This is a genomic window from Promicromonospora iranensis (assembly GCF_028994775.1).
GTDB classification, from domain to species: domain Bacteria; phylum Actinomycetota; class Actinomycetes; order Actinomycetales; family Cellulomonadaceae; genus Promicromonospora; species Promicromonospora iranensis_A.
In genome coordinates this window covers 299,647-313,504 of record NZ_JAJQMN010000003.1, presented here as the reverse complement: position 1 = coordinate 313,504, position 13,858 = coordinate 299,647, and the positions used below count along the sequence as shown (strand labels likewise).

The window sequence follows — 13,858 nt, the reverse complement described above, 5'->3', positions numbered from 1 at the left end:
GGGAATGACCGGTCTGCGCAGCGCCGTCGTCCGTGCCACGGCGTTCCGGCCCACGGTCGCCGAGGCGATCGCCGGCGTCGTCCTGCTGCTCCTGCTCGTCGCCGCGCTCTGGCCGAACCTGCTCGCCCCGGGTGACCCGCTGGCCGTCTCGCGTACCGAGGCCTTCCGGCCGCCGTCGCCCGGGCACCTCTTCGGCACGGACGAGTCCGGTCGGGACATCTACACCCGCGTGGTCCACGGGGCGGCGGAGTCGCTGCGGATCGGCGTGCTGGCGACGGCGATCGGCATCGGCCTCGCGATCGTGCTCGGCTTCGTCGCGGGGCTCGGGCCGCGCTGGCTCGACTTCGGCACGACGCGCCTCGTCGAGGTGCTCTTCGCGTTCCCCGGCCTGCTGCTCGCGCTGCTGTTCATCGTCGTCACGGGGCCGGGGGTGCTGAGCTCGACCATCGCCGTCGGCCTGGCCACCGCGCCCGGGTACGCGCGCATCATCCGGTCCCAGGTCCGCCGGACGGCGGCCGCCGAGTTCGTCGAGGCGGCCCGCGTCCTGGGCCGCGGACGGTTCTGGATCATCACCCGCCACGTCCTGCCCAACGTGACCGCCGCGCTGTTCGTGCTCGCGACCCTGGGGCTCGGGCAGGCAGTCATCTGGGTGTCGTCCCTGAGCTACCTCGGCCTCGGCGCCGTGCCGCCCGCCGCGGAGTGGGGGGCGATGCTCGCCGCCGGCCGCACCTACATCGCGAACTTCTGGTGGATGACCTTCTTCCCCGGTCTCGCGATCGTCGCCAGCGCCGCCGCGGCCACCGTCATCGGGCGCGGCATCCAGAAGCGGAACAGGAGCGCCGCATGAGCGGGCCGATCGAGCAGATGGGGCGGACGGGGCCGGCGGGGCCGGCCGAGCCCGTGCTGAGCGTCCGGGACCTGGTCGTCGCGTTCCCGGACCGGCGGGGGACGGGGGACGTCGAGCAGGAGCGGCGGGCCAGGGGCCGCCGTCGCGAGCGGCGCGTCGTCGACGGCGTCAGCTTCCAGGTGGCGGCCGGCGAGTGCGTCGCGATCGTCGGTGAGTCGGGTTCGGGCAAGAGCGTCACCGCCCGCAGCATCGTCGGCCTCGCGGGGGAGGGCGCGCGGGTGACCGCCACCGAGCTGACCGTCGCCGGGCAGGACGTCCTCTCGCTGTCCGGACGGCGCCTGCGCCGGCTGCGCGGCGGCACCGTCGGCCTCATCGCGCAGGACGCGCTCGTCTCGCTGGACCCCCTGCGGCCGGTCGGCCGCGAGATCGGCGACACGCTCGCCCTGCACACCGACCTCGACGCCGCCGCGCGCCGCACGCGCACCATCGAGCTCCTGGAACGGGTGGGCCTGCCCGACGCCGAGCTGCGGGCCGGCCAGCGCCCCGGGCAGCTCTCCGGCGGGCAGCGGCAGCGAGCCCTCATCGCCGCGGGCATCGCCGGCGAACCCCGGCTGGTCGTCGCCGACGAGCCCACCACCGCACTGGACCAGCCCGTCCAGGCCGGTGTGCTCCGGCTGCTGGGTCAGCTGCGCGACGACGGCACCGGAGTGCTGCTCATCAGCCACGACCTGTCGGTGGTGCTGGGTATCGCCGACCGGGTGCTCGTCATGACCGACGGGGTGGTCGTCGAGGAGGGAACCCCGGCGGAGGTGTTCGAGCGGCCCCGGCACCCGTACACGCGCAAGCTGGTGGCCGCCGTCCCGGCGGGCCGCCCTCGCGGCACACCCCTCTCGGCCCCACTCGCAGAGGCTCCCCCCGAGGCAGCAGTCCCTGCTTCCGCCGGCCCTGCTTCCGCTGGCCCTGCTTCCGCCGACGTGCTGATCGAGGCTGCCGGGCTCGCCCGGACGTTTCACGTCACGGGGCGGGAGATCGTCGCCGCCGACGACGTGTCGTTCTCGCTCCGCGCCGGCCGGACCCTCGGGCTGGTCGGCGAGTCCGGTTCGGGCAAGTCCACCACCGCCCGGCTCCTCCTCGGGCTGGAGCGGCCCGACGCCGGGACGGTCACCCTGCTCGGCGAACCCTGGATCCCGCTGCCCGAGGCCCGGCGCCGCCCGCGCCGGCCCCTCGTCGGCGCCGTGTTCCAGGACGCCCTGAGCTCCTTCGACCCCCGCTGGACCGTCGGCGCCGTCCTCGCCGACGCCCTCACCCGGGGCCGGACGACTCGTCCCGGATCTGTCCGTGCGGAGATCGCGGACCTGCTGGACACCGTGGGCCTCGACCCGGCGGTGGCCACCCGTCGCCCACTGCACCTGTCCGGCGGCCAGCGCCAGCGCGTCTCCGTCGCCCGGGCGCTCGCGGCCGATCCCCGCGTGCTGATCCTCGACGAGCCGGTCTCCGCGCTCGACGTCTCCGTCCAGGCCCAGGTGCTCGACCTGCTCGACCGGCTCCAGCGCGAGCGGAACCTCGCCTACCTCCTGATCACCCACGACCTCGGCGTGGCCCTGCACATGAGCGACGACATCGCCGTCATGCAGCAGGGCCGCATCGTCGCGTCAGGTCCCGCGGCGACGATCTTCGACGACCCGCAGCACCCTTACGTGCGACTGCTGCGGGACGCCTCCCCTGTCACTGCCCAAGCCGGCCAGGACTGAGCCTCCACCTGACGGTGGCCGCTCCGCGCGGGCCCGAGCCGCCGGTATCGGCAGGCGTCACATCTCCGCCTGCGGCTTCGCGTCCAGCACGTCGAACGTGTTCAGGAGGCGCAGGTAGGACGCGAACGACTCCTCGACGTGGTCGGGGTGCAGCCCGTACCGCCCCATGTCGTACTGGTGCGGGCGCGTCCCCGCCGGCCGGGCGAGCACCTGCTCGAGCTGTGCCTCGTCGTCCGCCGTCCACTTTGCCCCGATCGCTGCGTAGAGCCGCGGCACCTCCGTGTGCGGGTCGGCGCTCAGCCGGTGGTACGGCACGTCCACGATCGCCGACGGCGGCATGCTGAGCCGGGACTCCAGGGCGGTGTTCACCCAGGTGACCATGGTGTCCAGCACGAGCTGCCCGACCTCCGTGGGGTCGGGGTCCTTCTGGTACATCGACCACATGGTCTCCACGAGAGAGCAGGTCGATCCGAGGACGGTGGCCGGGTCACGGTGCGTCCACACGAAGGTCGCGTCGGGGAAGACCTCCTGGATCGCCGCCATGTCGTTCAGGTGTCCGGGGTACTTGACGATCCAGCGCTTGCGCTCGCGGCCGTGCTGGAGCACCTGGAGTCCCCGCTTCAGGTACGCGTAGTCGCCGGCCAGGTCCTCCGCGCTGCGGCGCGCGTACCAGCCACGGTAGGCCGGCACGCTGCCGTGCAGCAGCGACCAGAAGGTCCCGTGCGGAAGGAGCATCATCGACTCCTCCGGGTGCTCGGCACGGCTCGGGTGCATGTGCTTGAGCCCTGGCGCGAACAGGCCGGTGACGAGCTGGCTGCCCTGGTTGAGCTTCTTGATCTCGCGTGCCGCGACGGCGGCGTCCTCGAGCCCGGTGTGGGACATCTCCCACATGAGCGGGCCCCGGTGAGCCGGCGACGCGGCCAGCACCCGATGGGCGAGCGTGGTCGCCGTGCGGGGCAGCCCGAGCACGAACACGGGGTCGGCAATGGGCTCGTCGGCGATCTCGGGGTGCTCGACCAGCAACCTGTTGATGCGCAGCCGGTTGGCGTACCGGTCCTTGATCGAGCCGAGCACGAACGTCCAGCCCAGAGGCGTCAGACGGGGTTCAGCGGCGATGCTGGAGATCACGACGCCGAGACCGTCGGCGAACTCTCGGTCCTGCGTGCCCGCGTCCCTCTCGACCTGGGCGGAGGCCTTCGCCCAGGCGTTCATCGGATCCTCGCGCCCCCGGCCCGCAGGGGCGAAGACGGTGTTGAGAACCTTGGAGGCTCGGGTGGTACGGCTCACGGTGTCCCTCTCGTGCGATCGGCATGGCGTGTCGTGCGGTGTCCTCGTGGTTCACCGGACGAACGGCTCGGGCCCCGGCGGGGAAGGCTGCTCGGGGGTGAAGACAACTGGGAGCGCTTCCAACAGCCGGAAACGGAAGTCCGGCAACCACTGGACCTCCTCCGGCCGCAGCGAGAGCGCGGGCGAGAGGCGGCGATGCAAGGTCTCGGCCGCCGTCCGGACGATCAGCCGGGCGAGGTGCGGCGCGGGGCAGGCGTGGGTGCCGACGCCGAACGCGAGGTGGGCGCTGCCGCCGGACCCGTCCCACGGGCCCGCGCCGCGGATGCTCGGGTCCGAACCGACCGCCCCGACGGCGAGCAGCATCGCGTCCCCTGCCTGCACGAGCTTGCCGTCGAGCAGGAAGTCCTCGACGGCGATCCGCGGCGCCAGGGAGCTCACCGGTGAGGCCGTCCACAGGACCTCGTCGAGGGCTTCGTCGGTCCCGAGCCGTCCGCCCGCGAGTCGCGCGGCGAACTGTGCGTCGGTGAGAGAGAGGTAGAGCGTCTGCGCGAGCCAGGCCTGGATGCCGAGGGTCGCGGTTGCCGTGAGCGACAGGACGCCGTGCGCCGCCTCCGCGGTGCTCGCGTAGGCGGCGTGCCGTGCGAGGCGTCCGGCGGGGGTGGGCCCGCCGTCGGGTCGGCGGGCCGCCGTCTGTGCGGAGAGCAGGAAGCTCACCTCGTGCACCGCCGATGCGGCGTCGCGTTCCGCCGCCCTGCGTGTGGCGGCCTCGAACACCTCCTGCGCGGTCGCGGTGTCGAAGCCGAGGAGCACGCCGAGCGTCAGGTGGGGCAGCGGCGCCACGTACTCGCGCACGAGGTCCGCCACGCCGGTCGCGGCGAACCCGTCGATGAGCTCCTCGCACCTGGCGCGCGTGGTCTTGGCGACCTCGGCGTCGTCGATCACGCCCAGCACCTCGTCGAGCGGGGTGCGGAGCCTGTCGTGCACGCTCCCGTCCGTGTGCTCCACCGTCGGCCGGTCGGTGGCCGCGAGGGGCCGGAGCATCGGCGCGTCGGCGGACGGTCCGGGGCGTTCGTGGCCGCTCCAGGTCCGGGTCGTCGTCGTGAGCGGGAACTGGTCCCTGGCCATCGCGACGATGGTCCGGTACTCCGTCACGAGCCAGGCGCGGGCGCCGGGCGCCAGCTCGACAGGGGCGACGTCCCCCCATTCCTCGCGCAGGCGGGCGTGGACGACGCCGGAGTCGGGCGAGCTGGTCAGCTCGGAGACGGCCGTGACGGTGGCAGGGTCGTGGAGCTTCATGGGCCTGCCGCCGGAGTCACCGCTGACGGCAGCGCCGGTGTCGGCAGCGCCGTCGATCAAGGTCGAGCGCATCGAGTCCCCGTCTGGGTCGGGTACAGGTGGGTGGTTCCTGGCCAAACCCTGCCGGATATGTACCTATATGTCGAGAGGCGTCGGGCATCCCGGCGGAACCGGCGGCCGGATGTCCGCAGGTAGAGGGCTCAGCCGACGTCGGCCGGCGCGCGCGCCACGGTGCGCTGCCGCGCGGCGACGCGGTGCGCACGGATTACCGCGACGCCGACCACCGCGATGAACAGGGCCAGGCCGGTCCACACCATGACGGGGGTGACGTTGAGCTCGGCGCCGTCGACCCCGGGGGTTCGGCCGCCATCACGCCCCGATCCCGCCACAGCGAGTACGACGACGACCGAGAGCGCCACCGCGCCGCGGGCCACCCAGCGGCCCGCCGTGTCCAGGGGTCGCTGACCCGGCCGGTGTGCCGGGGCGAGGAGCCGGACGAGCAGCAGCGCCGCGACGGGCAGCTGCAGCAACCACACGGTGGTGCGGAACCAGCCGTCGTACCAGACGTTCGTGCCGTACAGCAGCGTGTGCCAGACGCTCAGGACGTAGACGACGATGATCGAGGCGTGCAGCACCCGCCAGGTCTTGGCGCCGATCCGACGCCGCGCGTAGTAGGCCAGTCCCAGCGGGATCGCCAGGTAGAAGGCGAGCAGGCCGATGACGATCGCGATGACCCCCGTGCCGCTGGGGTAGACACCGGGCACGAAGACCCGCGTGAAGGCGTACCAGAGGTTGCCGGCCGGGTCGAGGCCCTCGGCGTTGCCGCGCACCTCCTCGGCGAAGAACCAGAAGGCGTGACCGAACATGAGCACCACGGTCGTCAGGCTGGTGGTGCGATGGAGCTTCTCGACGGTCGGCGGCGACAGGCGGAGCCAGGGCTGTGGGCGGCTGGACCGGAGCAGACCGAACAGGACGGTGATCCAGGCCCACAGCAGGCCGGACCAGCCGAACGCCTGGCACATCCAGTACATCCAGTAGGTCCCGGCACCTCCCGCCAGGTACGGCATGACGCCGAGCGTCGCCGACGTCCCGGCGTGCACACGCCACGTGAGCCAGGCGAAGATCGCCAGCGTGATCACCAGCGCGATCGACGCGTCGAGCCATGCGGCCCGGAGATCCTGTCGGAACGCTGCGCCGTCGAACCAGCCGCGGGCCTGCCGGACGTCACTCATGTGGTTCCCCTCGCTCATCATCGGGCGGATCGGAACAGGGCGGCCCACGCGTGCTGACGTGCCCCGAGCAGGACACAACCTACGGAGAAGCGGGACGCATGCCAACCCTCGGATCCCGTGACGGGGCGTCACGGACCTGGGCCGTCCTTGCTGGTCAGAAGCCGGCCAAGGTCCGCACCGTCTCGATCGTGTCGGCCTCCGCCGCGCTCTTGTCGTCGCGATACCGGAGCACGCGCGCGAAGCGCAGGGCGAGGCCGCCCGGGTACCGGGTGGAACGCTGCAGCCCGTCGAAGGCGATCTCCACCACCTGCTCCGGGCGGACGGTCACCACCCAGCCGTCGTCATCGGTCTTGAGCTCGGTGAACCGCTCGGTCTGCCACCTCAGTGTCTCGTCGGTCATGCCCTTGAACGTCTTTCCCAGCATCACGAACCCGCCCTCGGGATCACGCGCACCGAGATGGATGTTCGACAGCCAGCCCTGGCGGCGGCCCGAGCCCCGCTCGACCGCGAGCACCACGAGGTCGAGCGTCTGGCGCGGCTTGACCTTGACCCAGCCCGCGCCCCGCCGTCCTGCCGCGTAGGGCGTGTCGAGGGACTTCACCACGACACCCTCCTGGCCCTCACGCAGCGCGCCCGCGAAGAACTCGGCGGCGACATCAGGGTCGCGCGTCACCAGACGGCGCACCGTGTGGGGTGCGGCCACCTCGTCGAGCACCGCCAGGCGCTCGCGGAGCGGGGCGTCGACCAGGTCGCGGCCGTCGGCGTGCAGCACGTCGAAGAAGAACGGGGTCAGTTGGAGCTGCGAGGCGAGCTCCGCCTCCGACGTCGTCCCCGGTGTCGCCTCCCGGGTCGCGGACCGCGCGGCGGTCTCCTGGAACGGCCTCGGCACGCCGTCCTCCCCGACGGCCAGGGCCTCGCCGTCGAGCACGAGGCGATCGGACGGTAGCGAGCGCATGACCTCGACGATCTCGGGTACGCGTTCGGTGATGTCGTCCAGGGAGCGGGTGACGACGAGGACCTCGTCGCCGAGGCGGTGCGCCTGGATGCGGATGCCGTCGAGCTTGACGTCCACGCACAGCTCGGTGTCGTCGCCGTCTCCGATGCCGGAGCCGAGCTTCTCGAAGGCGGCGGCGATGTCCGGCGCCGACTGGGCGAGCATGGGTCGCACCGGCCGGCCGACCTCGAGCGTGAACGTCGCCGGCACGGCCTGTGGATCCTCCGCGAGGAGTACGGCGCTCGCCACCGGGCCGGTCGCGCCGCGCATCATGACGGCGCGGCGGACGGCGTCGGCCGGGACCCCTGCGGCCTCGGCGACGGCGTCGACCACCACCGAGTCGAGCGCACCCTGCCGCAGCTCGCCCGCGACAAGGCCCCGGAGGAACGCCTGCTCCCGCTCGGTGGCGGCGCCGAAGAGTTTTCCGGCCGCGACCGAGCGGGCCTGCGCCGACCCCGTGCCCTCGAGCGCTGCCATCTCGGCGAAGGCCGCGTCGACGTCGCGCACCGTGAGCGTGGCGTCGGCCGCCGGGGGCGGCAGGTCGCGGAGCGCCGCATAGCCGAGGCCGGTGCGACGCTGACGCAGGGCGCCGGCGATGTAGGAGACGACGATCTCGATGTCCGTGGCGGCATCAACGGCGCCGCTCGGGTCGCCGCCGACCTGGTCGCCTGCTGCATGGTTGCCCGCCGCCTGGCCGCCCGCGGCCGTGCGGCGCAGCAGGTCGGCGATGGCCGCGCGCTTGGCAAGGCGTGATCGCGTGGCGGCGACGGCGTCGGACGTGGCGGCGACCTCGGCGAGCAGCATGCTCCATCTTGACGCGGTTTCGAGCTGAGCGCGGCTCTGTTGCGGCGGATCGTGCAGAGATGACCATGCACCTGCTGCCAGGTTGGGCTGGATCTTGGCAGCAGGTGCAAGGTCATTTCGGCGGCCCTCGCTGGGTCAGCGTTCCCCGGGCGCCCACCAGGTCAGGTGGCTCGCCGCCTCGGCCGTCGGCTCGATCGTCTCCCAGGCCTCGGCGATCAGCCCCTCCTCGAACCGCATGATGTCGACGACCGTGATCTCCGGCCCGGCGGGAAGCCGCCGCCGCGAGTGCATGACGACGTGGTCGCCGTCGGCCAGCATGTGCTTGATCTCGACCCGCATGCCCGCGATGTTCTCCAGCGACGCTCGCATCGAGGCGAGCCATTCCGCCTTGGTCGAGGAGGTCGCGTCGGGCCGGTGATGGACGAAGCCGTCGCTCAGCACCCGCTCGACCGAGGCGACGTCCCCCGTCTCGACGAGCCCTCCGAACGCGGCCGCGACGATGCTCTTGTTGTCTGTGCTCGTGTTTTTTGTGGTCATGACGGCAGTGTTTGCGTGACTGCGGTGATTGTCGATGAACTGGGAGTTCATGGCGCTCGGTCGCAAGTTGAGCAACACTCCCTGCCATGGGAACCGTGGGGGAGCTGTTGCGGCAGTGGCGGCACCGTCGTCGGCTCAGCCAGCTCGATCTCGCGATTGCCGCCGACGTCTCGGCCCGCCACGTCAGCCTGGTCGAGACCGGCAGGTCCAGGCCGAGCGCCGAGATGGTCCTCCGGCTCGCGAAGCAGCTCGACGTCCCGCTGCGCGATCGCAACAGGCTGCTGCTCGCCGCCGGATTCGCGCCCCGGTACACCGAGCGGCCGCTCGACGGCGACGCGCTGTCGGCGGCCCGGGACGCCGTCGGGCGGGTGCTCCGCGCGCACGAGCCGTACCCGGCGCTGGTCTTCGACCGCCGGTGGAACATCCTGATGACCAACCGCGCCGTCGAGCCGTTCTTCGCCGGAGTGGCGCCCGACCTGCTGCGACCGCCGGTCAACCTGGTGCGGCTGGGGCTGGACCCGCGCGGGCTCGCCTCGTACGTCGTCAACCTGGCCGACGTGCGCGCGATGTTCCGCTCCCGGGTCAGGCGCCAGCTCGCCACGCTGCCCGACGCCGAGCTCACCGCGCTCTACGAGGAGCTGTTGGCGCCAGGCCCCGCGGATGAGGCGGGCGAGTCGATAGAGCCCGAGTCCGACGTCGTGATCCCCATGATCATCCGGATCGACGGGCGCGAGCTGCGGCTCTTCTCGACGATCACCACGTTCGGCACCCCGATGGACATCACGCTGGACGAGATCGCTGTCGAGTCGTACTACCCGGCGGACGAGGAGAGCGCCGCCTACTTCACGGAGTTCTCCCGGCCTGTTCGAGGATGATCGCGGCGCCGAGGGCCGCCTTTGCCGGGATCACGTCTTGGCTTCGCGGGACCGTGTCCTCTGTCCCGTGCCAGCCGTCGCCGCCGCGTATGCGGCGCCCAGCCCGTGGGCTCGGGCGGTGATCACGCCGCCCTGGACACGCACGGCTGCCTGCGTGTCGTCGTCGATATCCGGCAGGCCCAGGGCCGACGCCGCTACGGCATCGTCGTCGATCACGAGCCGGACGCGCTGCCAGGCCTCGGGGCCGAACGCGCGGCGCAGTGCGCCGGCGAGGTCGCTGACCCGGAGCCGCACGAGGTTCCCGGTCTCGGCGGGGTCGCTCGTGACGACGACCATCGTGACCTGCTCGCCGGGCCGGGCGGAGCGGACGGCTTCCTCGGCTGCACCCAGCCGGTGGGCACCCAGTACCGTGACCAGGCCGTCGGCGCCGAGGTGGACCGGACCGCCCATGACCTGATCCACGAGCCCCGTGGGCGGCGTCAACTCCTCCCGCACCGGCTCGCCGGGCTCGACGTGGGGTAGGTACGACGGCGCCCAGGCGTCGGCCACATCGAGCCCGGCCAGGTGTTCGCAGGCGCGCGCCCGGTCGAACGGGTCGCCGAACCCCGGCGCCAGCTCGGCCAGCAGGCCCGAGCCGCCCAGCATCGTCAGCACCAGCTCGGCCAGCCGTACCCGGCGCGCCGACTCACCATCTGGCGAGCGCTCGCGATCCGGCCCGCAGGACTCCAGCCCGATGGCGAGCAGCAGCGCCTCCAGCCGGGCGAGCTGCGCCAGCACGGTCCGGCCCTGCTCGTCGACGACGCCCACGAGCGAGCGGAGCTGCAGGCGGCCGCCGGAGGCCGTGTCGTCGGCCAGGGGCAGGCGCTCCAGCCACGTGCGGGCGAACGCGCCCAGCGCCTCGGTCAAAGAGGCGGGCGACTCCGGCGGTCCTGAGATCCCGGCGCTCCGGACCATCTCGACGAGCACCGCCAGGTACAGCGCGCGCTTGCTCGGAAAGTTCGAGTAGACCGCACCGCGCGTCAGCTCGGCGCGATCGGCGATCCGGTCGATCTTCGCCAGGGCATAACCCTGCTCGACGAACTCCTCGCGTGCCGCGGCCAGCACCGCCGCGCGAGTGCGCTCCTGCTGCTGGACCCGAGTCAGCCGGACCATCACGGCTCCCTTCCTCAACCTCGTGCCATTAGGATACTGTGGAAATTCAGATGTTCACATCATCTGAATTCGGGACGAAGGGTGCTGCGATGTCAGAGAATGGGTTCGAGGCCGAAGGGCTGACCAAGAGATTCGGCAAGGTCGCCGCGCTCGACGGCATGAGCCTGGCCGTCCCGCGCGGCCAGGTGCTGGGCCTGCTGGGGCCCAACGGGGCGGGCAAGACCACGGTGATCCGGATCCTGGCGACCCTGCTGCGCCCCGACAGCGGGTCGGCGTCGGTGGCAGGGTTCGACGTCGTGCGGCGGCCGGGGCAGGTCCGACGGCGGATCGCGCTGTCGGGCCAGCACACCAGCGTCGACGAGGAGCTGACCGGGTCGGCGAACCTCGTCATGATCGGCCGGCTGCTCGATCTACCCCGGACGCAGGCGGTGCGGCGCGCCGAAGAGCTGCTGGCCCGCTTCAGGCTGGAGGACGCGGCGAAGAGGCCGGTGGCCGGCTACTCCGGCGGCATGCGGCGGCGTCTCGACCTGGCGGCGAGCCTTGTCGGGCGTCCCGAGGTGGTTTTCCTCGACGAGCCCTCGGTCGGGCTGGATCCCGGCAAACGGGACGAGTTGTGGCAGATGATCCGAGGGCTGAGCGCCGACGGCGTCACGGTTCTGCTGACCACCCAGTACCTCGAGGAGGCCGACGCCCTCGCCGACGCCATCGCCGTCATCGACCACGGCCGGGTGATCGCCTCTGGCACCCCGGCCGAGCTGAAGAGCCAGGTCGGCGGGCATGCCATCACCGTGCGGCCGAACGACTCGACCGACACGGACGCGGTCGCCACCATCCTGGCCGACGTCGCCGGCCGGGCTCCGGAGCGCTCCACCCGGCACGAGCTCGTCGTGCCGGTGACCGGCGACGAGGCCTTCTTCGAGATCGCCGCGCGACTGCGCGAGCAGCGCATCGGTGTCTCGGAGCTGTCCTTGCGCCTGCCCAGCCTCGACGAGGTGTTCCTCGCCCTGACCGGGGCCCCTACTACCGCCACCGAGCACGCCACCGAACCGACGAAGGCCGCCTGATGACCACCACCGCCCCCACTGCTGCGCCTGCCACCGAACTGCCGCGCGCCCGGCCGCTGCCGTGGCTCCGCCACAGCCTCGTGCTCGCCGGCCGCAGCCTCGCCAAGACCACCCGCAACCCCGGTCCCATCATCAACGGGGTGGTCACTCCAGCCCTGTTCATGGTGCTGTTCGTGTACCTCTTCGGCGGGTCGGTCGCCGGCTCCACGACCACCTACCTCCAGTACCTCTTTCCCGGCATCCTTGTCATGGGCGCAGGGCTCGCCGGGATGGTCTCGACCGGGAGCGCCATCAACCTCGACCTCAAGAACGGTGTGACCGACCGGTTCCGAAGCCTGCCGATCAGCCGCCTGGCGCCCCTGCTCGGCTCCGTGCTGGCCGACATCGTCCGGTACCTGCTCGCCGTCGCCATCCTCTTCGCCATCGGCGCGCTGCTCGGCTTCCGCGTGCAGAGCGGGCTCGCGGGTGCCCTCGCCGCGGCCGGCCTGGCGATCCTGTTCGGCTTCTGCCTGAGCTGGGTCACCGTGTTCGTCGGTGTCCTGGTCAGGAGCGCCGAGACCGTCCTGGCGATCAGCTTCATCAGCTTCCTGCCGTTGCAGCTCGGTACCAGTCTCGCCGCCCCTGTCGAGACCCTGCCCGGCTGGCTGCGGTCCTGGGCGGAGATCAACCCCGTCACCCATGTCATGGACGCCTGCCGGGCACTGCTCAACGGCGCCCCGGCCGGCGACACAGTCACCATGACGCTCATCTGGTGCGCGGCGCTCTTCGTGGTGTTCTGCCCGCTCGCCGTGCGCGCCTACGGCCGGCAGCAGTGACGGTCGCGAACGTCAGCCCAGGTGCCAGCCGGCCAGCGCGGCTTCGACCGCGGCGCGGGCGTCTGGCTGGATCCCCGGTACGAGCTCGAAGGGTGCCTCTCCCGACTTGGGCGCGCGGCGCCAGGTCCCGACCACGCGCCCGTCCAGGAGGACTGCTGGACGGAAGATCCCGTTGATGAACGGGACGACGGTGCGCATCGCCTCGGCGTCCGCGACCAGCTCGCGGTCCTGGTAGCCCAGGACGAACTCGTCGAACCCCGGCGCGAGCACGACGCCGGACGGTGTGTCGAGGTCGGTGCCGGGGCCGGGCACCGACCCGGCGCCAGGGCCGTCCGGCTCCTGCCCGACGAGCATCACCTTCCCGTCCACGACCACCTCGACGACGGCCTCCGGCTGTTCCGCACGCAGCTCGGCGACGGCGGTGCGCACCGGCACCTTGGGCAGGCCGAGCCACCATGCGAGGTCCTCGGTGGTGGCAGGCCCCCGGCTGGTGAAGTAGGAGCGCGCGATGCGGCGCAGCGCCGTGTGTGGTTCCTCTGCCAGGACTTCACCGAGTGCGGCGCCCTGTGTCTCGACCAGCTGCTGCTGCGCCCCGGCGAACGGACCCCAGTGCAGCACGCCCTGGACCCCGAGGGTGGCGATCAGGTGGTAGCCCCGCTGCCCCTCGATGGGTACACCCGCCTGCTGCCACAGGTCGATCATCGCGGTGCGCGCGATGCCGCCGTCGGGTGACGCCCTGAGCGCCTCCCGCGCTACCGCCTCGGCACGGGCCACCACGTCGCCGTCCAGACCCTCGGTCTCGCGGACCCGGCGACCCGCGCGCAGCATGCGCTCACCGGTGAGCGAGAGGAGCGCCGCCAGGTCGTCCGGCGTGGTCGCGAAGAGGGTGCCGCGCTGGGTCCACCCGCGCACGAGCTCGCCTGCGTCGAACGCGGCGCGGACGTCGTCCAGCGTGGTGCCCTGACGAGACCGGACGGCGATCGCCCGCAGCACGGCCGGCAGATCCTGGCCCTGGAGCGCGACCATCCGGCGGACGACGTCCACGGGTGAGAGGTCCGGGGTACCCGCACCGCCGTCGGGCAGGGTGAGGCCTTGCGTGCGCAGGCGCAGCCGGCGCGCGGCGACGGGGGAGAGCTCGGTCGGTCCGGAGGGCATGCGGGAAGGTTACGTCCACGTCTGACACTCAGCGGGCAGGCGACCGCGG

12 protein-coding genes are annotated in these 13,858 nt (G+C 72.4%); 5 read left to right on the top strand and 7 right to left on the bottom strand.

The window, feature by feature from the left end:
- Positions 1-4: 4 nt before the first annotated feature.
- Positions 5-847, top strand: a complete 843-nt coding sequence (locus LUU90_RS06790; protein WP_275002595.1) for an ABC transporter permease — start codon at positions 5-7, stop codon at positions 845-847.
- Entirely contained in the window at positions 844-2,598 is a 1,755-nt protein-coding gene (locus tag LUU90_RS06785; protein WP_275002594.1) for a dipeptide ABC transporter ATP-binding protein, read from the top strand. Before LUU90_RS06790 ends, LUU90_RS06785 begins: the two co-directional genes overlap by 4 nt.
- A 57-nt stretch (positions 2,599-2,655) precedes the next feature.
- Here LUU90_RS06785 and LUU90_RS06780 read toward each other — a convergent pair whose 3' ends face one another.
- From LUU90_RS06780 to LUU90_RS06760, 5 genes are all read right to left on the bottom strand, one after another.
- The gene (locus tag LUU90_RS06780) at positions 2,656-3,885 is read right to left on the bottom strand and encodes a sulfotransferase family protein (protein WP_275002593.1); all 1,230 of its coding nucleotides are present in this window, start codon (positions 3,883-3,885) and stop codon (positions 2,656-2,658) included.
- A 51-nt stretch (positions 3,886-3,936) separates the two neighbouring features.
- Complete coding sequence (locus LUU90_RS06775) at positions 3,937-5,253, bottom strand: hypothetical protein (protein WP_275002592.1); 1,317 nt, start codon at positions 5,251-5,253, stop codon at positions 3,937-3,939.
- A 128-nt stretch (positions 5,254-5,381) separates the two neighbouring features.
- Positions 5,382-6,413: a ferric reductase-like transmembrane domain-containing protein gene (locus LUU90_RS06770; protein ID WP_275002591.1), complete on the bottom strand. Its 1,032-nt coding sequence runs from the start codon at positions 6,411-6,413 to the stop codon at positions 5,382-5,384.
- A 154-nt stretch (positions 6,414-6,567) separates the two neighbouring features.
- Positions 6,568-8,211, bottom strand: coding sequence for an ATP-dependent DNA ligase (locus LUU90_RS06765; protein WP_275002590.1), 1,644 nt, complete (start codon positions 8,209-8,211; stop codon positions 6,568-6,570).
- Positions 8,212-8,346: 135 nt separating this feature from the next.
- Positions 8,347-8,748 (bottom strand): nuclear transport factor 2 family protein, encoded by a 402-nt coding sequence (locus LUU90_RS06760; protein ID WP_275002589.1) that lies wholly within the window; start codon positions 8,746-8,748, stop codon positions 8,347-8,349.
- A gap of 86 nt (positions 8,749-8,834) precedes the next feature.
- Here LUU90_RS06760 and LUU90_RS06755 point away from each other — a divergent pair, with 86 nt between their 5' ends.
- Positions 8,835-9,623: a helix-turn-helix domain-containing protein gene (locus LUU90_RS06755; RefSeq protein ID WP_275002588.1), complete on the top strand. Its 789-nt coding sequence runs from the start codon at positions 8,835-8,837 to the stop codon at positions 9,621-9,623.
- A 30-nt stretch (positions 9,624-9,653) separates the two neighbouring features.
- Here the strand turns inward: LUU90_RS06755 and LUU90_RS06750 are convergent, their stop codons facing one another.
- Positions 9,654-10,775, bottom strand: coding sequence for a TetR/AcrR family transcriptional regulator (locus tag LUU90_RS06750; protein ID WP_275002587.1), 1,122 nt, complete (start codon positions 10,773-10,775; stop codon positions 9,654-9,656).
- Positions 10,776-10,864: 89 nt separating this feature from the next.
- Between LUU90_RS06750 and LUU90_RS06745 the strand changes: the two genes are divergently transcribed.
- Together LUU90_RS06745 and LUU90_RS06740 are read left to right on the top strand one after the other, a co-directional pair.
- Entirely contained in the window at positions 10,865-11,839 is a 975-nt protein-coding gene (locus LUU90_RS06745) for an ATP-binding cassette domain-containing protein (RefSeq protein WP_275002586.1), read from the top strand.
- Complete coding sequence (locus tag LUU90_RS06740) at positions 11,839-12,654, top strand: ABC transporter permease (protein WP_275002585.1); 816 nt, start codon at positions 11,839-11,841, stop codon at positions 12,652-12,654. The genes LUU90_RS06745 and LUU90_RS06740 overlap by 1 nt, the downstream gene beginning before the upstream one ends.
- Before the next feature lie 12 nt (positions 12,655-12,666).
- On the opposite strand, the gene LUU90_RS06735 is transcribed toward LUU90_RS06740, so the two are convergent.
- On the bottom strand, positions 12,667-13,809 hold the full coding sequence (locus tag LUU90_RS06735; RefSeq protein WP_275002584.1) for a winged helix DNA-binding domain-containing protein: 1,143 nt from the start codon (positions 13,807-13,809) through the stop codon (positions 12,667-12,669).
- Between the last annotated feature and the right edge of the window lie 49 nt (positions 13,810-13,858).

What these genes read in the sequence shown, in the direction of transcription:
- LUU90_RS06790 (WP_275002595.1), top strand. Translation starts at nt 5, where the DNA reads ATGACCGGTCTGCGCAGCGCCGTCGTCCGTGCCACGGCGTTCCGGCCC.
- LUU90_RS06785 (WP_275002594.1), top strand. Translation starts at nt 844, where the DNA reads ATGAGCGGGCCGATCGAGCAGATGGGGCGGACGGGGCCGGCGGGGCCG.
- LUU90_RS06775 (WP_275002592.1), bottom strand. Translation starts at nt 5,253, where the DNA reads ATGCGCTCGACCTTGATCGACGGCGCTGCCGACACCGGCGCTGCCGTC.
- LUU90_RS06770 (WP_275002591.1), bottom strand. Translation starts at nt 6,413, where the DNA reads ATGAGTGACGTCCGGCAGGCCCGCGGCTGGTTCGACGGCGCAGCGTTC.
- LUU90_RS06765 (WP_275002590.1), bottom strand. Translation starts at nt 8,211, where the DNA reads ATGCTGCTCGCCGAGGTCGCCGCCACGTCCGACGCCGTCGCCGCCACG.
- LUU90_RS06760 (WP_275002589.1), bottom strand. Translation starts at nt 8,748, where the DNA reads ATGACCACAAAAAACACGAGCACAGACAACAAGAGCATCGTCGCGGCC.
- LUU90_RS06755 (WP_275002588.1), top strand. Translation starts at nt 8,835, where the DNA reads ATGGGAACCGTGGGGGAGCTGTTGCGGCAGTGGCGGCACCGTCGTCGG.
- LUU90_RS06750 (WP_275002587.1), bottom strand. Translation starts at nt 10,775, where the DNA reads ATGGTCCGGCTGACTCGGGTCCAGCAGCAGGAGCGCACTCGCGCGGCG.
- LUU90_RS06745 (WP_275002586.1), top strand. Translation starts at nt 10,865, where the DNA reads ATGTCAGAGAATGGGTTCGAGGCCGAAGGGCTGACCAAGAGATTCGGC.
- LUU90_RS06740 (WP_275002585.1), top strand. Translation starts at nt 11,839, where the DNA reads ATGACCACCACCGCCCCCACTGCTGCGCCTGCCACCGAACTGCCGCGC.
- LUU90_RS06735 (WP_275002584.1), bottom strand. Translation starts at nt 13,809, where the DNA reads ATGCCCTCCGGACCGACCGAGCTCTCCCCCGTCGCCGCGCGCCGGCTG.